This is a genomic window from Nitrococcus mobilis Nb-231, assembly GCF_000153205.1.
Taxonomy (GTDB): Bacteria; Pseudomonadota; Gammaproteobacteria; order Nitrococcales; family Nitrococcaceae; genus Nitrococcus; species Nitrococcus mobilis.
Genome location: NZ_CH672427.1, coordinates 3,334,552 through 3,353,992 on the forward strand (window position 1 = coordinate 3,334,552; position 19,441 = coordinate 3,353,992).

16 protein-coding genes are annotated in these 19,441 nt (G+C 59.4%); 9 read left to right on the plus strand and 7 right to left on the minus strand.

The features are described 5' to 3' along the window. Nucleotides 1-44: 44 nt before the first annotated feature. The 4 genes from narH to NB231_RS15165 all read left to right on the plus strand — a co-directional run bounded on the left by narH (nt 45) and on the right by NB231_RS15165 (nt 3,995). Nucleotides 45-1,583: a nitrate reductase subunit beta gene (gene narH / locus NB231_RS15150; RefSeq protein ID WP_005004545.1), complete on the plus strand. Its 1,539-nt coding sequence runs from the start codon at nt 45-47 to the stop codon at nt 1,581-1,583. A 25-nt stretch (nt 1,584-1,608) separates the two neighbouring features. Further along, complete coding sequence (locus NB231_RS17130; RefSeq protein ID WP_005004548.1) at nt 1,609-2,379, plus strand: nitrate reductase molybdenum cofactor assembly chaperone; 771 nt, start codon at nt 1,609-1,611, stop codon at nt 2,377-2,379. A 12-nt stretch (nt 2,380-2,391) separates the two neighbouring features. Next, entirely contained in the window at nt 2,392-3,081 is a 690-nt protein-coding gene (locus NB231_RS15160) for a respiratory nitrate reductase subunit gamma (protein ID WP_040662549.1), read from the plus strand. 329 nt (nt 3,082-3,410) lie between these two features. Then, entirely contained in the window at nt 3,411-3,995 is a 585-nt protein-coding gene (locus tag NB231_RS15165) for an exonuclease domain-containing protein (protein ID WP_156777046.1), read from the plus strand. A gap of 232 nt (nt 3,996-4,227) precedes the next feature. On the opposite strand, the gene NB231_RS15170 is transcribed toward NB231_RS15165, so the two are convergent. The 3 genes from NB231_RS15170 to gluQRS form a co-directional block, all read right to left on the minus strand. Continuing rightward, the gene (locus tag NB231_RS15170; protein ID WP_005004561.1) at nt 4,228-5,247 is read right to left on the minus strand and encodes a hydrolase; all 1,020 of its coding nucleotides are present in this window, start codon (nt 5,245-5,247) and stop codon (nt 4,228-4,230) included. Nucleotides 5,248-5,292: 45 nt separating this feature from the next. Continuing rightward, complete coding sequence (gene acs, locus NB231_RS15175) at nt 5,293-7,230, minus strand: acetate--CoA ligase (RefSeq protein ID WP_005004563.1); 1,938 nt, start codon at nt 7,228-7,230, stop codon at nt 5,293-5,295. A gap of 197 nt (nt 7,231-7,427) precedes the next feature. Next, on the minus strand, nt 7,428-8,372 hold the full coding sequence (gene gluQRS / locus NB231_RS15180) for a tRNA glutamyl-Q(34) synthetase GluQRS (protein ID WP_005004566.1): 945 nt from the start codon (nt 8,370-8,372) through the stop codon (nt 7,428-7,430). Between the two features lie 73 nt (nt 8,373-8,445). Here gluQRS and NB231_RS15185 point away from each other — a divergent pair, with 73 nt between their 5' ends. After that, nucleotides 8,446-9,621 carry a pyridoxal phosphate-dependent aminotransferase gene (locus NB231_RS15185; protein WP_040662551.1) on the plus strand — a complete coding sequence of 392 codons (1,176 nt, stop codon included), beginning with the start codon at nt 8,446-8,448 and terminating at the stop codon, nt 9,619-9,621. Nucleotides 9,622-9,714: 93 nt separating this feature from the next. Here NB231_RS15185 and cysZ read toward each other — a convergent pair whose 3' ends face one another. Beyond that, complete coding sequence (gene cysZ / locus NB231_RS15190) at nt 9,715-10,494, minus strand: sulfate transporter CysZ (RefSeq protein WP_232210495.1); 780 nt, start codon at nt 10,492-10,494, stop codon at nt 9,715-9,717. 178 nt (nt 10,495-10,672) lie between these two features. Further along, nucleotides 10,673-11,062 (minus strand): preQ(1) synthase, encoded by a 390-nt coding sequence (gene queF, locus NB231_RS15195; protein WP_005004572.1) that lies wholly within the window; start codon nt 11,060-11,062, stop codon nt 10,673-10,675. A gap of 180 nt (nt 11,063-11,242) precedes the next feature. Between queF and smc the strand changes: the two genes are divergently transcribed. From smc to ligA, 3 genes are all read left to right on the plus strand, one after another. Beyond that, nucleotides 11,243-14,755: a chromosome segregation protein SMC gene (smc, locus tag NB231_RS15200; RefSeq protein WP_005004573.1), complete on the plus strand. Its 3,513-nt coding sequence runs from the start codon at nt 11,243-11,245 to the stop codon at nt 14,753-14,755. Between the two features lie 91 nt (nt 14,756-14,846). Next, complete coding sequence (gene zipA / locus NB231_RS15205) at nt 14,847-15,737, plus strand: cell division protein ZipA (protein ID WP_005004575.1); 891 nt, start codon at nt 14,847-14,849, stop codon at nt 15,735-15,737. 99 nt (nt 15,738-15,836) lie between these two features. Next, nucleotides 15,837-17,855: an NAD-dependent DNA ligase LigA gene (ligA, locus tag NB231_RS15210; protein ID WP_005004578.1), complete on the plus strand. Its 2,019-nt coding sequence runs from the start codon at nt 15,837-15,839 to the stop codon at nt 17,853-17,855. Between the two features lie 190 nt (nt 17,856-18,045). Here the strand turns inward: ligA and NB231_RS15215 are convergent, their stop codons facing one another. Further along, nucleotides 18,046-18,339, minus strand: coding sequence for a BolA family protein (locus NB231_RS15215; RefSeq protein WP_005004580.1), 294 nt, complete (start codon nt 18,337-18,339; stop codon nt 18,046-18,048). Further along, nucleotides 18,336-18,635, minus strand: a complete 300-nt coding sequence (locus tag NB231_RS15220) for a YciI family protein (RefSeq protein ID WP_005004581.1) — start codon at nt 18,633-18,635, stop codon at nt 18,336-18,338. Before NB231_RS15220 ends, NB231_RS15215 begins: the two co-directional genes overlap by 4 nt. Nucleotides 18,636-18,768: 133 nt before the next feature. Here NB231_RS15220 and NB231_RS15225 point away from each other — a divergent pair, with 133 nt between their 5' ends. Beyond that, nucleotides 18,769-19,392 (plus strand): L-threonylcarbamoyladenylate synthase, encoded by a 624-nt coding sequence (locus tag NB231_RS15225; protein WP_005004583.1) that lies wholly within the window; start codon nt 18,769-18,771, stop codon nt 19,390-19,392. Nucleotides 19,393-19,441: the final 49 nt, after the last annotated feature.

Genomic DNA, 19,441 nt, shown 5'->3' on the forward strand with positions numbered 1-19,441 from the left:
AGGCGCGGCCGCGCGATTCGTGATCTCTAGGAGGTTATTGAAAGATGGATATTCGAGCTCAAGTCTCCATGGTTTTCCATCTCGACAAGTGCATTGGTTGTCATACCTGCAGCATCGCCTGTAAGAACATCTGGACTGACCGCCAGGGCACCGAGTACATGTGGTGGAACAACGTTGAAACGAAGCCCGGTACCGGTTACCCCACCCAGTGGGAGGACCAGGAGAAGTACAAGGGCGGTTGGGAGCGTGATTCTCGCGGGCGGCTGAAGCTGAAGCTGCAGGGCCGTGCCGGCGCGCTCACCAATATTTTCTACAACCCCAGCCTGCCGACGTTGGATGACTACTACGAGCCTTGGACGTACGATTATAAAAATCTGTTCGATGCGCCGGAGGGTGACGATCAGCCAACCGCCCGCGCCGTCTCGTTGGTCACTGGCGATTTCATGGACACGCTCGAAGCGGGTCCGAACTGGGATGACGATATGGGTGGCTCCGAGGTCTATGCGGCCAACGACCCCAACATCCTCAAGTCCCTGAGCGAGTCCGAGCAGCAGTCGCTCAAGAATCTTGAGCAGACGGTGTTCTTCTATCTGCCGCGGATTTGCAACCACTGCCTCAACCCGGGTTGTGTGGCGGCGTGTCCGACGGGCGCCATTTACAAGCGCGGTGAGGACGGGATCGTTCTGATCAGTCAGAATCGGTGCCGCGCTTGGCGTATGTGTGTCTCCGGTTGCCCTTACAAGAAGACCTATTTCAACTGGTCGACCGGTAAGTCCGAGAAGTGCATTCTGTGTTATCCGCGTCTCGAGAGCGGACAGCCTCCAGCCTGCTTCCACTCCTGTGTCGGGCGTATCCGCTATATCGGTATGGTGCTGTACGATGCCGATGGCATTGAGCAGGCGGCGCGCTCGCCCGATGACGGTTTGGTCGACGCGCAGCGGGCGTTGATCAAAGACCCGTACGATCCGGAGGTTATCGCGGGGGCCAAGCGTAACGGTATTGGTGACGCTGTGGTGACGGCGGCGCAAAACTCGCCGGTCTACAAGTTTGTGAAGCGTTGGGGCTTGGCGCTACCGTTGCACCCAGAGTTCCGCACCATGCCGATGCTCTTCTATGTGCCGCCGTTGCTGCCGGTTATCGCGGCGATTCGGGATGGACAATACGAGACCACGGCGGGTATGGAGACGGCACCGGCGGATGAGACCGGACCGAATCTCAACACGGTCGACAAGGCTCGGATTCCGATGCAGTACATGGCGAGCCTGTTTACCGCCGGTAATGTCGATAAGATCAAGCACGTCTACCATAAGCTGGTAGCCGTGCGTATGTACATGCGCTCCGAACAGGTCGGTGACCAGAAGGAAGAGGATGTGCAGGAGGCATTGCGACGGGCGGATCTCACGCCTGAGCAGTGCATTTCGATCTTCGAGCTCACTTCCTTGCCCACGTTCGAGGAGCGCTTCGTGGTTCCGCCGATGGAGCGTGAGCGGGCGATGGACGGCGAGTTGCCACCGCTTGATCCGTACAGCCGTAAAGCAGCCGGTGGGTTTGGCTTCAGGGACGCCCCCGCGCGGAGGTTCTGACGTGCGGAGAAGCAGCAATGTGGTAATGGTGTTGCCGAAGCGCGTCTTTACGCTCTTCGGCACCATCCTCGATTACCCGACTCAAGACCTCAGTGCTCACGTTGCGGAATGTGAGGAAGTTATCGGCGACCGAGTCCCTGAATCGGTCGCCGATCTCGCAGAGTTTCGCAAGACGATCGAGGAGTCTTCTTTAGGCTATCTCGAAGAGGTGCATACCGCCTTTTTTGACCTCACTCCTGTTTGCAGGCCTTATGTGGGTTACCACCTGTTTGGGGAAACCTATCGCCGCAGTATTTTTATGATCCGGCTGAAGGAGCTCTATGCGGAGCGCGGTTTCAAGGTAGCTGGTACGGAGCTGCCCGACCGCTTATCCGTATTTTTGAGTTTTCTTGGGATCAACGAGGATCTCGCGCTCGGGCGTGAGCTCATTGATGAGGCCTTAGCGCCGGCGATAGCTAAAATGACCGGAATGGAGGTTCCCGTGAGCCGGGTCATAGCAGGTCGCGGGCGGCGGCGTTCGGCCAAGAAAGAGAAAGAGGAGGTCGGCCCCGTTCCGGGAGGCGCGCATTCCGATCCCGAGCTGCCGGGCACGGGAGACGATGCGACCGAGCTGCACGGCGATAGCCACGGCGGCAACGTGGAAGGTGGTGTTTTGCTTGAAGGTGTTCAAGAAGCGGCGGGTGTGTCGACTAGCACTGAGTGTCTATATGTAAAGCCGCTGCGGTCCCTGGCACGGGTTATACCGGCGCTGTGGGAACCGGAACGGAAGGCGGCTACAGGCCGCGCTGACCTATAAGAGGAGCAAGCGATGTCGGATGTTATATTTGTGGGGTTCCCTTACGTCGCGGTGGCACTCGCCGTTCTGGTGGGTATTTATCGATACCGATCGGATACTTTTTCGTATTCAAGCTTTTCTTCGCAGTTGCTCGAGAACCAGAAGTTGTTCTGGGGTTCGGCGCTTTGGCATTACGCGGTCGTGCTGATTCTGCTGGCGCATTTTATTGCTTTTTTGTTGCCGCCGTTGTGGGGCGGGATCATCGGCGGTCCGCTGCGGTTTCCCCTTGAAGCGCTTGGCCTGATTCTTTCTCTGGTCGGTTTTGTCGCCCTAGGCTGGCTCATGATGCGGCGTTTTTCCACCCGGCGCATTTATGTGGTCACCACCCGCATGGACTGGGTCGTGGTCGGCTTGCTGTTGTTCCAGATGCTGTTTGGTTTCGTGATATCGTTGTCATACCGCTGGGGTGGCGAGTGGTTTGTCTCCAGCACGGCGCCTTGGCTCTGGTCATTGGTGACCTTCAACCCGAAGCCGGAGTATGTTACCGCGTTTCCGTTTTTGATTCAGTTGCATTTCTTCACGGGATTCCTGCTCATTGCGCTGTTTCCATTCTCTCGCTTGGTCCACTTGGTGGCCTTCCCGATTGGTTACCTGTGGCGGCCCTATCAGCGTGTGATTTGGAACCGCGCGCCGCGTCCAGGCCCGGGGTTCCGCACTTCATAAAAACAGCAAAGATGTGTATTTAATTAGCATAGCTGTTTTGTTCAGAAGAATGTGAACTGACGACGAGGCCCGCCATCCGACGGTAGCAAATCGAGAGAATTTGTTGCCGCGGGTGGCGGGCATCTACATTCTCGGGCGCCTGTCTTCGCTGCTGGGGCGTTACGCTCGTATGCAATGGCCCTAGCATGTGCCAAGAAAGCCGAGCCTAGACCATCCTTATAGGTTAGCCTGATGTTCACGTTGCTCGCTCCTTCCATTCGACGGGGTATTTGACGGGTTTTATATAAAATCGGTTTTCAAGATGTATTTTGCCTAACTGGAGGTAACACGTGGCTTATATCGCATTATCAATAAAGAGTGTCCGGGTCTCGGCTGATAAAGGCTTTCGGGTCGTTGAAATAGCAGGCATAGAGATGCGTGATGGCGAGCCGACAGGGGAGAATTTCCACCGTTACATCAATCCCGATATCGAGGTTGAAGAGAGCGCGTTAAAGATTCATGGTCTTAGCTCGGCGATGTTGGCGGATAAACCCCTTTTTTCTGAAATAGCTCCTTATTTTTGTGATTTTATACGGGGACGCGCCGTTATTGCTTACAAGCTGGATCAGGTCGCGGCGTTGGAAAGGGAGTTCGTACATTTAATGGGTCGCTTGCTGCCGCCCTGGAAAGCGCGTGGCTGGGATTTGGATGAACAATGCAGTCTCCAGTCTTTGGCGATGCTGGCCCGAGTGGTCGAAGTGCCGGATGATGAACTCGAAGCCATCTGTGCTCATTACGATATCGAGCCGCCGAAATCGCCCGGTGCAGAGGATGAGGCGAAATGTGTCGGAGCCGTGTACGCGGCTATGGAACCGGATCTTGTCGCTTGGGAGCGGGAGCACGGTGAGTTGGTCATAAGCGATCCGGATAATTAATGGGGAGCGGATGAATTGATCTGTTCGCCTTGAGCCCTTCGGCTAGCGCAGGAAACGCCGTCGAAGGGCGTTCTTAAGATTTTAAGTTGCCATATAAAATTGCTATTCATACTTCGACAAGCCCGTCCCGAGTTTAGTCGAAGGCTCAGCATAAAAAAAATTCAGAGACTCCTCAGCTGTCTTTATTCATTCGGACTAGCATATAAATGTGTTCCTTTCGATAGCTCGGCATTCAGCCGACGGTTTTGAATATTGACAGGAAGTAAGTAATAATTCGTTGTTCGAGCCAATAGTCGGCATACCATGGCCAACGGCCTTGAACGAAGCCCACATGACCGCCGCTAGGAGTGAGTTCGAGTTGGACGCACGGTGCGAGCTGTTGTGCCAAGACGATGCTGGGTAAAGGAGCGAATGGATCGTCATGTGCGTGGATGATCAAAGTGGCATGCCGGATCGCGTGGAGATGAGGCCCGCAGCTACAACGCCGATAGTAGTCTGCGGCATCGATGTAACCATGTAAGGGCGCCGTGATGTGGTTGTCGAACGCACGCAGCGTACGAACGGTACGCAGCTGCCGTATTGAAATTGGTGCATCGTCTTGGTTGGCATATTTGCGCCGTACTCGTTGTTTTAGGCGACGCAACAGATCCCATTGATAAACGCGTGCAAAGCTTCGGTTGAGTGTGTCGGTGCAAGCCGCAAGATCAAAGGGTACGGAGATGGCCACAGCCGCATCCACCGGTGCTTTCGAATCGGCGATGAGCCAATTGAGAAGGATGCTGCCGCCCAATGAAAAGCCGACTACGCCAATGGGCCGATTCGGGCAGCACGCGCGGAGTTCCTGCACGACGATCTGTAGATCTTGCCAGGCACCCGCATGGTAGAAGCGATCGCTGCGGTTCGGCCACGAACCGGCGCCACGGTATTCCATGATGACGCCCTGCAGTCCATGCTGACTGAGGACTCGGAGCATACCGAGTGCGTAACCGGCAGTGGCACAACCGCCGAGTCCATGGAGAATCAAAATCAGCGCACCGTCGCGGCGTGGGCCCCAAGCTAGATTAAGGCAATCCTGGTCCGGAAGAACAAACCACTGCCATTGTACCGGCAGTTTAGGAGGCCGGCGTACCAGCGCGGGCCATAGTGTTTGACCGTTTCCTCCAAGTAGCCACCAGGCCGGCCGAAAGCGGATGGCGCACTCGGCGTCACTGGCGATTCGAGCGGCGTGTTCGCTAGCCTTTTGATCGGGCATCCAGTGGCAAATTGGCCAGCGCACGCTCCTTATCGAAGTTGCAGCTCACTGGTGGGCTCGGCTCTCGACCAAACGCGCCACTACTGATGGATCGGCCAGGGTGCTGGTATCCCCCAGATTGTCGAGCTCGTTGGCAGCAACCTTGCGCAGGATGCGGCGCATGATCTTGCCGGAACGTGTCTTGGGCAAGGACGGTGCCCACTGAATGATATCGGGTTTGGCAATCGCACCGATTTCTTCGCGCACCAGATCGATCAACTCTTGGCGCAGAGTATCGGACGGGGCATTGCCTATTATAAGCGTCACGTAAGCGTAGATGCCTTGGCCTTTGATGGCATGCGGGTAACCGACCACCGCCGCTTCGGCAACGGCTGAGTGGAGTACTAGGGCGCTCTCGATCTCCGCGGTACCCATACGGTGGCCGGATATATTGAGTACGTCGTCGATCCGACCTGTAATCCAGTAATAACCATCTTGATCACGACGGGCACCATCTCCCGTGAAATACATGCCGGGGTAATGGGTGAGATAAGTGTTAAGAAAACGCTCATGATCGCCGTAGACGGTGCGCATCATGCTGGGCCAGGCGCGCGCGATGCAAAGATTGCCCTCGCCAGGCCCACTCACAATGTTACCTTCATTGTCCACCAGCTGTGGTTCGATGCCGAAGAAGGGCAGGGTCGCGGACCCGGGTTTGAGATCCGTCGCGCCGGGCAGGGGTGAAATCATGATCGTGCCCGTCTCGGTTTGCCACCAAGTATCCACGATCGGGCAGCGGCCCTCGCCGACGATATGATAATACCACTCCCAGGCTTCCGGATTGATCGGTTCACCTACCGTGCCGAGTAGCCGAAGGCTGCGCCGGCTCGTTTTCTTGACGGGTTCGTCACCCTGGCCCATCAAGGCACGAATTGCCGTGGGTGCGGTATAGAAAATGCTCACTTGGTGTTTGTCGATGATCTGCCAGAAGCGGGATGCGTCCGGGTAGGTGGGCACCCCTTCGAAGAGCAGCGTCGTCGCGCCGTTTGCCAGCGGCCCGTAGACGATGTAGGAGTGCCCTGTAACCCAGCCGACATCAGCCGTACACCAATAGACCTCATTGTCGTGGTAGTCGAAGATGTATTTATGGGTCATGGCCGCTTGAAGCAGGTAGCCAGCGGTGGTGTGGAGTACCCCTTTGGGCTTGCCGGTCGAGCCGGATGTGTAGAGGATGTAAAATGAGTCTTCAGCGTCCATCGGCTCGGCCGGGCAGTCCACCGTGGCCGTGCGAATGGCATCGTGGTACCAGATGTCACGGCCGTCGGTCCAGGTGATGTCGCTCCCCGTGCGACGGACGACGAATACCGTGTCGACTTTGGGACATTCCGCTAAAGCCCGCTCGGCATTCTCTTTCAGCGGTACTGGGCGCCCGCCGCGCACGCCCTCGTCGGCGGTGATCAGAACGTGGCAATCCGAATCAAGAATCCGATCGCGCAATGCGTTCGATGAGAAACCGCCGAATATCACCGAATGAACCGCCCCGATGCGGCTGCAGGCAAGCATTGTTGCGGCCGCCTCGGGAATCATCGGTAGGTAAATACAGACCCGATCGCCTTTGCGTACACCACGGGCCTTCAGCGCGTTGGCGAAACGGCAGACCTGCTCATGGAGTTCACGGTAAGTGATACGCTTGTCCTGATCAGGCTCATCTCCTTCCCAGATGAGAGCGATTTGATCACCTCGGGTCGCGAGATGTCGATCCAAACAATTGTAACTGACGTTTAGCTTGGCCCCCTCGAACCAACGGATGTCGCCTTTGTGCAAATCCGCGTAATGGACGCGATCCCATCGTTTGAACCAAGTAAGAAACGCCTCGGCCTGCTCGCCCCAGAAGCTGTCCGGATCGCTGATCGAGCGCTGATACATTTGTTCGTACTGCCGGCGGTCGAGCAAGGCGTGTTCGGTCACGGCGGCTGGAACCGGATACACTTTTGATTCGGACATCCTTCGTGCTCCTCCGTACTGGATGCGTCCTCATGCGCAAGCTTGCTGGCACTGGTGGGCTCGATTCTACAGGGGTGCGCCTAGTTGCGGTTGCCGAGTGCTAATACGTTCAGCTGTTCTCGCGGTCAGCTCGCCGATCCCTATCTGTAAAGACTAGCAGAGCCGAGCGGGTTTCTGATACGTGAGCGCCGCAGCGATTACGGCCAGAATGCTGCAGGTGGGTTAAGTAGTCGTTGCGGTCGCCAGTGCCGTAGCGCCCATCCCAACAGTTCGCCCGGCGGAGCGGCGCGCAGTTCGGCCGGGGGGGCCTGCCTGAGAAATGCCAAGGCGCTATGAAGCCAAGCGCCGGCGCGGTGTGGGTGCACCGGTGGTGCCTGAGTCTGTTTGCTCAGCTTTTTGCCTTCAGTATCACGAGCGACTGGTAGATGCAGGTAACGCGGCGTTGGCAGACCGAGCTTACGCTGGAGCAGAATCTGCGGTGGTGCACAGTTCAGTAGATCGCCGCCACGCACCACGTCAGTCACCCCGAGTGCCGCATCGTCCACTACGCTCGCCAAATGATAGGCGTATAAGCCATCCGCCCGGCATATCACGAAGTCGCCGACCATACGTTCCAGATCCATCTCCTGGATGCCGATGCAGGCGCGATCCTGGAAACGAATCGGTGCCGAGCGGCTTAGCATGCGCCAGGAGCGGAGCGGGCGGTCGATCGGGCGTCCCGCCCGGCAGGTTCCGGGATAGATATACCCGGCCGGCCCCAAGCGGCCTGTCCGGCTGATCTCGCGGCGTGAGCAACCGCACGGGAAGGCAAGTCCGGCGCGTTGCAGGTGCACCAGTGCCGCCCGATACGCCTCTTCACGCTTGCTCTGGTAGGCCACCGGGCCGTCCCACCACAAACCGAAACCATCCAAGGTCCGCAATATCGAACCATCAGCACCCGGCACGTTCCGGGGACGGTCTAGATCATCGATGCGTACCGCCCACCGGCCACCCTGCGCGTGCGCATCCAGCCAACTGCCCAGGGCCGCCACCAGCGAGCCGAAATGCAGCGGCCCGGTCGGGCTTGGCGCGAATCGCCCGATGTAGCTGCTCGGGCGGGCTCGAACCGCAGTTTGCCGGTTAATATGTTCCCAGCTCATCATTTAGCGTTTAACGTTTGGCACCGTGTCGGTCGCATGCCGATGGAGCATGCGGGTGAGTAGAGGAGGGCTCGGCTTGAACCATCCCAAGTATCTGCGCTTAGCCGGTAGAGTTGAACGCATCCGGCCATTCTATGTCATGGAATTGCTGCGGCGAGCCCGGGAGCTCGAGGCGCAGGGGCGCGATATCGTCCATATGGAGATCGGCGAGCCGGACTTTACTACGGCCGCACCGGTGGTCGAGGCCGGCGTCCGTGCCTTGCGCAAGGGGTACACCCACTATCTGCCCGCAGTGGGTTTGCCGGCGTTACGCGAGGCGATTGCCGAGCACTATGCCGATCGCTACGGGGCACGGATCGATCCCCGCCGTATTTTCATTACGCCGGGGGCGAGTGGAGCTCTACTGTTGGCGATGGCGCTAGTGGTCAATCCCGGCGAGGAGGTCCTGGTCGCTGACCCCGGCTATCCATGCAATCGCAACTTCATCGAGTTGGTCAATGGTGTTCCCCGTGGTTTACCGGTGAGTGCAGTAGACGGTTATCAGCTCACCGCTGAAGCGGTGGCGTCCGCTTGGGGTGAACGCACAGCGGCCGTGCTCATCGGTTCGCCCGACAACCCGACCGGTGTACTTGCGAGCGCCGCACGGTTGCAGGATCTCGACGCGGAGGTTCGGCGTCGGCAGGGCATGCTGATCGTCGATGAGATATACCATGGTCTGCACTATGTCGCCGATCCCGCGAGCGCGGTGCGACACTGTCGGCAGGCGTTGATCATCAACAGCTTCTCGAAATACTACGGTATGACCGGCTGGCGTCTAGGCTGGCTGGTGGCACCCTGCGGCTACGAGGCGGCGGTGGAGAAGCTGCTCCAGAACTTTTTCATCAATGCTTCGACCCCGGCGCAATATGCGGCACTGGCCTGTTTTACGGTGCAGGCACGCGAGATTTTCGAGCAGCGACGTACAGCTTTCCGGCAGCGCCGTGACTTTTTGGCACCGGCTCTATGCGAGTTGGGCTTTCGTCTGCCGATCGTACCCGATGGGGCCTTTTACCTTTATGCAGACTGCTCCGCGTTGGCCGCTGATAGCAATGATTTGGCTCGGCTGCTGTTGGAGGAGGCGGGGGTGGCGGTTACCCCCGGGCTTGATTTCGAGCGCACGGCACCGCATCGACATCTGCGTTTCGCTTACACTACTTCGCTGCCGCGCTTGCAGGAGGGTGTGCGCCGCATCGCCGGCTACTTAGGGCGCTGATATCGATCTGACGCTGCCGGCGGGTTTTGCCGAGACCCGCCGCCAGAAGACACAACATCCACCCTCGCACTCCCGGCAAAGCCTACCGCGGGCTTAGGTGGCTTGAGTAGTGCGACTGCGAAGATCCGCTTGCAGCAGGGTGGCGCCGATCACCGCTGTGGGCATGGCCACCAGATTAACGAACGGGATAATGGTCAAGCAGAGCACACCGGCGCCGAACCCTAGGTGGAGCAAGCGGTGTTGGTGCGTTATGCGCCGCTGTTCGCGAAAGGGGATACCTCGGTTACCGAGTGGATAGTCACCGTATTCCAAGGCGATGATCCAGGCGCCGAAGAGACCCCACAGAAACGGCGCGACGACTTGGACGACCGGGATGATGAACAGGATCAGCAGCGGGATGCCGAGCAGCGCAAAATAGGCGATTTTGCGCAGCTCGTCCATGATCGCCTCGACCGACTCAGCTAGGAATGCTTTACCTTCGGGCGCCTGCGGTGGGGATTGGCCAGTCGCGTGCTGCTCGACTCGCGCGGAGAGCAGGCTATTGAATGGGGCGCCGATCAGATTGGCGAGCGCGGTGAACGTATAAAACATCACCACCACGGCGGCCAGCAGGAACAAAGGCCAGAGCAGCCAGCGTATGGTTCCTTCCAGAAACGTCAGTAGCTGACCGAGCATGCCGCTGTGTTCAGACGGTATAGCCGGTGGCAGGAGCCACAGCAGCAAAGTGTGGAACCACTCGGCGCCCCACCAGAGTAGGCCCGCGAACACCAGCACGTTGATTGCGATGGGCAGCAAGACAAAGCGCCGCAATCCCTGGGCGGTCAGAAGTTGGAAACCCTGCGGGACATAGGTGATACCGCGAAAAAAGTCCATCAGCATAATGCGCCTAGCTTTAATGTTAGCAATGAATGACTGGCCCGCCGGGGCACCTGGCGCCCACCTCGGCCTGAATCCGAGAGCCGGCGTCTAAGCGGGATCAATTTCGTGCCACCCTAATGAACCGTAAATCCCGGATCGAGCGACCGAGGGTACCCGCTAGGCACGCTTTCGTTCACGGCAAGTGGACCGGTGGCGCTGGCTGCCAGCCCGCCTGGCGGTGCTCTGCCACAACCGTAGTATAGATGCCGCCTCTTACGTTAAATTCGGCCGTCAGGCGGGCAAAACGGGGGGCAAGCGCATTGACCAGATCGGAGAGAATGTGGTTGGTCACCGCTTCGTGGAAAGCGCCTTCGTCTCGGTAAGACCAAATGTATTGCTTGAGTGATTTGAGCTCCACACAATGCTGATCCGGGACATAGTCGATGTGGAGTGTAGCGAAATCGGGTTGACCGGTCTTGGGGCACAGGCAGGTGAACTCAGGGATGCGAATATGGAGTGTATAGTCGCGCTCCGGCTGTGGGTTAGGGAAGGTGGTTAATTCCCGATTCGGCTTCGTGGCCATGGTTCTCGACAATACCCGGCAAACTTAAGCGAAAAATTGTATCGTTTGCCGTGCCCAGAGACCAGCATTCCGCCCCGCTCCTTTACTTACGACGCTGCAAGTGGGAGAGAGCGTTGAGGCCTGGCCTCTCAATGGACCGCGGCCCATCCGGCGCCTTTGCAAACAAAGCAATGGAATACGATGCGTCTAAACAAAATCAAATTAGCCGGTTTCAAATCCTTCGTCGAGCCAACGACCGTCTCCCTGCCCGGTAGCATCGTGGGGGTCGTGGGTCCCAACGGCTGCGGTAAATCCAATATCATCGACGCGGTGCGTTGGGTGATGGGCGAGAGTTCGCCGAGATACCTGCGCGGTGAGTCCATGGCGGATGTCATATTCAATGGCTCTGATGCACGCAAGCCGGTGAGCATGGCTTCCATTGAACTCATCTTTGACAACACGGATGCCGCCGCCGACAGTAAGTATTCGGCTTACAATGAGATTTCAGTCCGCCGCCAGGTCAATCGTGAGGGCCAGTCGAACTATTATTTCAATGGCGCGCGCTGCCGGCGTCGGGACATCACGGATGTCTTTCTCGGTACCGGTCTCGGGCCGCGCAGCTATTCCCTCATCGAACAAAGTATGATCGCACGGATTATCGATGCGCGCCCGGATGAACTGCGAGCCCACTTAGAGGAGGCGGCCGGCATCTCATTCTATCGGGAACGACGCAAGGAGACCGAGCGTCGGATGCTCGATACTTTGGAGAACCTCGGGCGTTTGAACGATATCCGCAGTGAGCTTGGCCGTCAGCTCGACAAGCTCACGCGCCAAGCGCGGGCGGCCACGCGCTACCGGGCGCTGAAGGTCGAGCAACGCGAACGCCAAGCCCAGCTCCATGTGCTCAAACTACAGACCTTGGATAGCGAACAACAGCGCGTGCGCTGCGAGCGTTCGGCCCACGAAGGCGATCTTGAGGCACAGCTCGCCCGGCAAAGCGCGTTGGAGCACGAAGTCGAAGACTCCCGTGCTTGTTATGCTGAATGCAATGGCCGTGTCAATGAATTACAGGCGCAATACTACACGGCCGGCAGTGAGATCTCGCGGGTCGAGCAACAGATAGACCACCGCCGCGAGCTGGGTGAGGCGAGCCGGCAAGAGCTGGAACGCAACCGCGAGGCGCTGCTCGAGATCGAGCGTAACTTCGATCAGGACCAGGGTAAGCTCGCGAAGCTGCAAGCGCAGCAGCAAGAGCTGGTGCCGGCCGTCAATGAAGCAGCGGTGGCCGAAATCGCCGCGCGGGAGGCGGCCGGCTCATGGCGAGATCAGCTTGAAAAATGGCGCCAACGTTGGGATCGTTTCAGTGAAGAGGTCGCGCAGTCGGTGCGGATCGTTCAAGTCGAACGGGCCCGCATCGAGCAGCTAGAGCAGCGCTCCCATGAACTCACGCGCCGCGCTCGGCGTCTGCAAGAGGAAACCGATCAACTGATTCGGGATGATCCCGAGGCGGAACTCGCGCAGCTCAGCGAGCGTGAGCGGTCGCTGCTCGAAGAGCTCGCTGAGCTGGAGCAACGGCACCAAAGACAACAAGCCGCTCTCGGCGAGTTGCGCGAGCGGATAACGCAGCTGACCGATGAGTTGGATGAAGTCCGTGAGGCACTGCATCGCGACCAGGCTCGACTCACCTCGCTTGAGACGATCCAACAAGCCGCTTTGGGTGAGGACGAAACGCTCAGGACCTGGCTCGAGAATCTAGCGCTCGATGGCGAGCGCCGGCTGTCACAGTGGGTCGATGTGGAGCCCGGCTGGGAACATGCCGTGGAGACGGTGCTGGGCTCGGCGCTGCAAGCGATCGTGACCGAGCGAACGTGTACGCCCGGCGAAGCTCTAAGACCACCCTCCGCGGGCACGGTGATGCTGTTCACGCCGGGCGCTGACGAGGCATTTACCGACCCATCGCTCGCACTCGCTTCGACCCTGCGCGATAAAGTGAATGCGCCCTGGGCTTTGGACGATTTGCTCGGCCACGTCTATTGCGTCGATGATCTGGACTCGGCTTGCACGCTGGCGGCTGGCCTCGGTACCCATGAGTCGGTCGTTACGCCAGAGGGGGTTTGGTTGGGCCGGCGCTGGGTTCGTCTGCCCGGAACCAACAATCCGGCGGCTGGCGTCATTGCCCGTGGGCGGGAGCTCGAAGCGCTGCGCTCCGGGGTTGCTCTCTGGCAGAAGCGTCTGGCGGCCCTACAGTCCGAGCAGGGCCGCTTGCGCTCAGAGTTGGCCGGCGCGGAGTCGACATTCGAGGCGCTGCGGGAGGAGCTGGCGAGGCGGCAACGGGATCTCGCAAGCGATCGCACTCGCGCGGAGAGTCTCTTGCACCGTCGCGACCAAATTCGTCAGCGGCGCTCGGTCATCGCTCAGGAGCAAACGGAGATTGCCGCGACGAGGCAGGATACGGTCGAGGTTATTCGCACTGCCCAGGCGCGCCTGCAAGAGGCCTTGGAGCGCGGCGAGACTCTCGAGCGCGAGCGGGCGCTGCATAACGAGGAACAGCAACGTCTACAAGCACAGCTTGCAACGGCACAAAACCGGTGCAACGAACTCCAGGCACGCCTTCATGAGCTCACCTTACAGGAGCAAAGCGTCGCTACCGCACAAGCTGCACTGGAGGAATCCTTCACGCGTTTGCAGACCCGTCGTGAACGACTACTGACCCGGGATGCCGAGCTTGAGGCGGTGCTGGCGCAGTTGGATGCTCCCGAAGCCGAGCTCGAAAGCGAGCGTGAGCGTTTATTGGCGCGGCAGCGCACAGTAGAAGAGGAGCTGCGCCAGGCGCGTCGAGAACTCGACGAATCCGGGCGGCGTCTACGCGAGCTCGAACCACAGCGCAGCCAGGCCGCTCAGCGAGCGGTGGAGCTGCGTCACGTGTTGGAATCGGTTCGCTTGCGTGAGCAGGAGCTGAAAATCCGGGCGCAAGCCCAAGTGGAGCAGCTCGACGAGCTCGGCTATGAACCTGAGTCGGTGGTGGCCAAGTTGAATCCAGAGTTGAACGAGGCTGCTTGTGCCCAGGAACTGAGCCGCTTGCAGGAGCAGATCGCTCGGCTCGAACCTGTCAACCTGGCGGCGATCGATGAATGTCGGGACTTGGAAGAGCGCAAAGCCTATATCGAGGGGCAGCATGCCGATCTCACTGTAGCTTTGAAGACTCTGGAGGACGCCATTCGCCATATCGATCAGGAAACACGACGGCGCTTCAAGGAGACCTTCGAGCAAGTCGACCAACGGCTGAGAGCGTTGTTTCCGCGGCTTTTCGGCGGCGGGCAGGCCCACCTCGAGCTCACTGGCGAGGATCTGTTGGAGGCGGCCATTACGATCATGGCCCGGCCGCCAGGCAAGAAAATCACCAGCCTCCACTTACTGTCGAGTGGCGAGAAGGCGCTGACCGCGGTTTCCCTGATTTTTGCCTTGTTTGAGCTGAATCCAGCACCATTTTGTATGCTCGATGAGGTGGATGCGCCGCTCGATGAGGCCAATGTGGGCCGCTTCTGCGACTTGCTCAGGGAGCAAAGCGCCCGGGTACAGTTCATCATGATTACCCATAATAAGACCACCATGCAGGTGGCCAGCCACTTGCTCGGTATCACCATGAACGAGCCTGGAGTATCGCGATTGGTGGCGGTGGATCTGGCGCAGGCGGTCGAACTGGCCGCGGTTTGAATCGTGGGGGGTTGAGCTTCGTGTGCGTCGAGTGCAGTCTGTGAGACCTCATGGGAGGTACGCAGATAGTTATAGCTATCAGGATATAGGCATGGAAGAGCTTCGCTGGCTGCTATTGATTCTGGGTCTGCTGGTCATCGTGTTGGTGTACGGCTATGGTCGAGTCCAGGAATGGCGCGATGAAGGTCCACCCTGGCGGCGGCGTGCGAAATTGGAACCCTTCGCCGATGAGGCGCTCTCGAGTGAGGATATAGAGGGTACGCTCAGCGAATTGGATAGCTTGATTAGTGAACATCAAGAGGAGCTGGGCGAGCCCTACCGTTCGGAACCGGTTGCTGCGGCGGATGATCACAATGGAGTGGGGGCGAGTCGGGCCGATGACGAATCGAGCGCACCGCCACAACCGAGCAGCCACCGATCCGAGCGCCACGAAGGGCGGCTGGCATCGTTGCTTGGTGGTCGAGGGAAAAACTTGCAGCCTGAGCCCGCTCACGAGCCGGAGAACAAAGCAAGGAATTCAGGCGAAGAGAAACTTGTCGTAATCAACCTGGTTGCCCTGCCGGAGGATGGTCGGTTTGCGGGGCCGGAGCTGGTGCACGCGATGGAAGCGGCGGGTATGCACTACGGCGCGCATCGGATCTTCCATCGCTTGCTGGATACGCGGCTGCTGAACACGCACAGCAGCCCTTGTGTGCTATTCAGCGCTGCGAACATCCTTGAGCCGGGATGGTTCGATCTGGAGCAGATCGCGAACTTTGATACGCCTGGAGTCGTTTTTTTCATGCGCTTGCCCGGGCCCTACGATGGGCTTGTCACGTTCGAGCAGATGCTCACCACGGCCCGCACGGTGGCTGAGCGGGTTGGGGGGCAACTGCTCGATAGGCGCCATTGCGATCTCACCCAACAGGCCATTGAGCACATCCGCGAGGATCTAATCGAATATCGACGCCGGGCGCATTTGGCTGCGCGGCAAGCCCGTTAATCGCTCGCCCAACCGTATGGCCGATTTGATCCGTCAAACCCGGGTGGTCTGCGTGTGTGTCAGCGCCCCCACTGTGAGAACGCGGAGGCCGTGCTAGCCATGGTGCGCGTCGAGCGGGCAGCGGTCGAGCGGCGGGTCGCCGCGTTGCGTGATCAAATCGAGCAGCATAATTACCGCTATTTTGTGCTCGATGACCCACAAGTCTCGGATGCCGACTACGATGTGCTGATGCGTGAGTTGCAGGCGCTCGAGGCGGATCACCCGGACTTGGTTTCCCCGGATTCCCCGACGCAGCGCGTGGGTGCGAAGCCGGTAGAGGCCTTCGGGGAGGCTCGGCACGGGGTTCCCATGCTTTCATTGGACAACGCTTTCGATGCGGGAGAGCTGGGTGAGTTCGATCGCCGGATTCGAGAACGGTTGGGTATAAACCGCATCGCCTATATGGCCGAGCCCAAGCTGGACGGGCTGTCCGTTAACCTGCGCTATGAGCAGGGGCGGCTGGTCCAGGGCGGTACGCGGGGAGACGGGCAGGTCGGGGAGGACATCACCGCCAATATTCGCACGCTGCGTACGATACCGTTGCGCTTGCGCGGCAAGGGCTGGCCTGAGCTGATCGAGGTGCGAGGCGAGATCGTCATCCGCAAAGCCGACTTCAAGCACCTCAATACGCTTCGCCTCGAAGCGGGCGAGCGCCTTTTCGCCAATCCCCGCAACGCGGCCGCTGGTAGCCTGCGTCAGCTTGACCCTAGGGTCACCGCCCGCCGACCCTTGACTTTCTTTGCCTTCGGCATCGGAGAGTCTAGAGAGGTGATCGCGGGTCGACAGTCCCAGATTCTGGAGCGGCTGCACGGCTGGGGGTTCCCCGTCTATGAACGAGTCCAGGTGGTGAGCGGGGTAGAGGAATGCCTCGCCTATTATCGCCGTTTGATGGCACAGCGTGAAACATTGCCATTCGAGATCGACGGCACGGTCTACAAAGTAGACGATTTGAGCAGTCAGCAGCGCTTGGGCTTTACCGCCCGGGCACCGCGTTGGGCCGTGGCCTATAAACTTCCCGCGCGCGAGGGCCTCAGCGTCGTGCTCGATATCGAGCCCTCCGTCGGCCGTACGGGCGTCATTACACCGGTTGCCCGACTGGAGCCGGTGCCACTCGGCGGCGTGATCGTCCGTCATGCGACCTTGCATAACGAGGACGAGGTTCGGCGCAAGGACGTGCGAATCGGCGATACCGTCATGCTGCGCCGGGCCGGCGATGTGATCCCGGAGATCATCGGCGTGCAGCCTGAGAAGCGCCCGCAAGGCGCTCAACCCTGGCGTATGCCGCTGAAATGCCCAGTCTGTTCCGCAGAAGTCATGCGTCTAGAGCATCAGGCGGCCCATCGCTGTCTCGGCGGTCTCTACTGCGCGGCGCAGCGTACGGGTGCCATTTTGCATTTCGCCTCACGCCGGGCCATGGACATCGACGGCCTGGGTGAGAAGCTGGTGGAGCAGTTGGTCGGTCGTGGACTGGTTGCTACGGTGGCTGATCTTTATTCGCTCGAGCGAGCCCAGTTGGTAGAACTGGAGCGAATGGGGGAGCGCTCCGCAGGTAATTTGCTGCGAGCGATTGACGCCTCACGCGCGACGACTCTGGCGCGTTTCCTCTATGCTTTGGGGATACCCGAGGTGGGTGAGGTTACGGCTAAGCGGCTGGCGGAGCATTACGGCGACCTTGATCCACTGGAGCGAGCCACCGAGGAGGCGCTCACCCGACTCCCCGACATCGGCCCTGTGCTGGCGCAGCGTATTACCCATTTTTTTGCCCAACCGCACAATCGCGAAGTTATCGATGCTTTGCGCCGCAGTGGGCTCCACTGGTCGGTACCGGACGGTGCGAACCAAAGCACACCGCTAGCCGGCCGGGTTTTCGTTCTGACAGGCACGCTCAAAGGTTACACCCGAGAAGAAGCGCAGGAGCGTATCGAGGCCCTCGGCGGCCGAGTCACCGGCCATGTGTCCAAGAACACCGACTACATGATCGTTGGCGAGGCCCCGGGTTCGAAACGGGATAAGGCGGTGCAACTCGGCATTACCTTATTGGACGAGAGCGGTTTTCGGCAGTTGATCGTGGATAAATAGGAATCGGACTGCACATGAGGCTCGGCTTAAATCGAGTCTTGCGGGTCTAAAATCCACGATGTTGGTCGGCACCGATCCTCGTGCCTGGCGGTTCGGGGGCGGCGTCCGGTAAACTTTCAACCCCGCGAGTGTCTCGGACATCATACGCCGCAATGCGATAGGTGGCGTTAGGTGGCGTTGCAGTCTGCGCTTAGCCCTTATCCTGTTGCTGGTGCTCCTGCGGGCTCAGCGCTTGAATGCTTAAGGCGTGAATGGTATCGGCGCGCATCGCCTCGCCCATTGCCTCGTATACCATGCGGTGACGTTGGAGCGTGCTCCGACCGGTGAAATCCGGGCTAACTATCAATACCCGGTAATGGCCGCCGCCGTCCTTGGCCCCGGCGTGCCCGGCGTGCAATCGGCTGTCATCACGCACCGTTACGGTTTCAACCTGCAGCGCTGCGCGCAGCCGCTGCTCGATCATTACAACCCGCGATTCGGTCATGGCAGTACCCGCTTGAATGGTTTGACGATCACCCGTTGATAGACACCTGCCTCGACGTAAGGATCGGCACCGGCCCAGGCCTGCGCCGCCTCCAGCGATGCGAATTCGGCAATCACCAGGCTACCGGAAAAACCGGCCGGCCCGGGGTCTTCGCTATCGACGGCCGGGTGCGGACCGGCCAGCAGCAGACGCCCCTCGGCTTGCAGCTGTTCCAGGCGCTGCAAATGGGCACCGCGGGCCTTGGCCCGTAATGGTTGGCTATTCGCGACGTCCTCGCTGAGGATGGCATAGTGCATTAATCGAGGGCCTCCATGCTGGATAGACACTGCTGGCTAGCCTACCACAACCCACCGTCCCTGACGCAGCCAGGACGAGTCGTTACAATGTAGCTACGTGCCGCCCGCAGGCATCCAGCAGAGGGTACCCCCCATGTGCCAGTTTTTCGTGATCCATCCGATGACCCCCCAGCCGCGCCTGATTCGTCGAACCGCCGAGATTCTGCAGCGCGGTGGGGTGATCGCCTACCCCACCGATACCGCCTATGCGCTGGGCTGCTGCATGGGGGAGAGGGAGGCCGTAGAACGAATTCGGCGCTTGCGCAAGCTGCACGAGCGGCATAATTTTACCTTGGCCTGCCGGGATTTATCGGATATCGGCACCTACGCCAAGGTCGGTAATAATGCCTTTCGTTTGCTCAAGGCTCATACTCCGGGACCGTATACCTTCGTCCTTCCCGCCACCGGCGAGGTGCCGCGGCGACTCCAACACCCGAAGCGCAAGACCATTGGCATCCGCGTCCCGGACAGTGCAGTAGCGAATGCTATTTGTGCCGAACTCGGCGCACCCTTGATGACCACTACCCTGCTGTTGCCCCATGAGGATCTGCCATTGACTGATCCGGAGCTGATACGCGAGCGTATTGGTGCGCAGCTGGATCTGATCATCGATGGCGGCGCCGGCGGGTTGGAGTTGAGCACGGTAATCGATCTCACCGGCGAGACACCGGCGGTGATACGGCGTGGTGTGGGGAATGCCGCGGTATTCGAAGCATAACGGCAGCCTGGCACAACAGGCGGCTGCGTCGCCTGTTGTGCCAGGCTAT

What these genes read in the sequence shown, in the direction of transcription:
- NB231_RS15170 (WP_005004561.1), bottom strand. Translation starts at nt 5,247, where the DNA reads ATGCCCGATCAAAAGGCTAGCGAACACGCCGCTCGAATCGCCAGTGAC.
- smc (WP_005004573.1), top strand. Translation starts at nt 11,243, where the DNA reads ATGCGTCTAAACAAAATCAAATTAGCCGGTTTCAAATCCTTCGTCGAG.
- gluQRS (WP_005004566.1), bottom strand. Translation starts at nt 8,372, where the DNA reads ATGATGAGCTGGGAACATATTAACCGGCAAACTGCGGTTCGAGCCCGC.
- NB231_RS15225 (WP_005004583.1), top strand. Translation starts at nt 18,769, where the DNA reads ATGTGCCAGTTTTTCGTGATCCATCCGATGACCCCCCAGCCGCGCCTG.
- queF (WP_005004572.1), bottom strand. Translation starts at nt 11,062, where the DNA reads ATGGCCACGAAGCCGAATCGGGAATTAACCACCTTCCCTAACCCACAG.
- NB231_RS17130 (WP_005004548.1), top strand. Translation starts at nt 1,609, where the DNA reads ATGGTGTTGCCGAAGCGCGTCTTTACGCTCTTCGGCACCATCCTCGAT.
- NB231_RS15220 (WP_005004581.1), bottom strand. Translation starts at nt 18,635, where the DNA reads ATGCACTATGCCATCCTCAGCGAGGACGTCGCGAATAGCCAACCATTA.
- ligA (WP_005004578.1), top strand. Translation starts at nt 15,837, where the DNA reads ATGGTGCGCGTCGAGCGGGCAGCGGTCGAGCGGCGGGTCGCCGCGTTG.
- NB231_RS15215 (WP_005004580.1), bottom strand. Translation starts at nt 18,339, where the DNA reads ATGACCGAATCGCGGGTTGTAATGATCGAGCAGCGGCTGCGCGCAGCG.
- narH (WP_005004545.1), top strand. Translation starts at nt 45, where the DNA reads ATGGATATTCGAGCTCAAGTCTCCATGGTTTTCCATCTCGACAAGTGC.
- zipA (WP_005004575.1), top strand. Translation starts at nt 14,847, where the DNA reads ATGGAAGAGCTTCGCTGGCTGCTATTGATTCTGGGTCTGCTGGTCATC.
- NB231_RS15160 (WP_040662549.1), top strand. Translation starts at nt 2,392, where the DNA reads ATGTCGGATGTTATATTTGTGGGGTTCCCTTACGTCGCGGTGGCACTC.
- cysZ (WP_232210495.1), bottom strand. Translation starts at nt 10,494, where the DNA reads ATGGACTTTTTTCGCGGTATCACCTATGTCCCGCAGGGTTTCCAACTT.
- acs (WP_005004563.1), bottom strand. Translation starts at nt 7,230, where the DNA reads ATGTCCGAATCAAAAGTGTATCCGGTTCCAGCCGCCGTGACCGAACAC.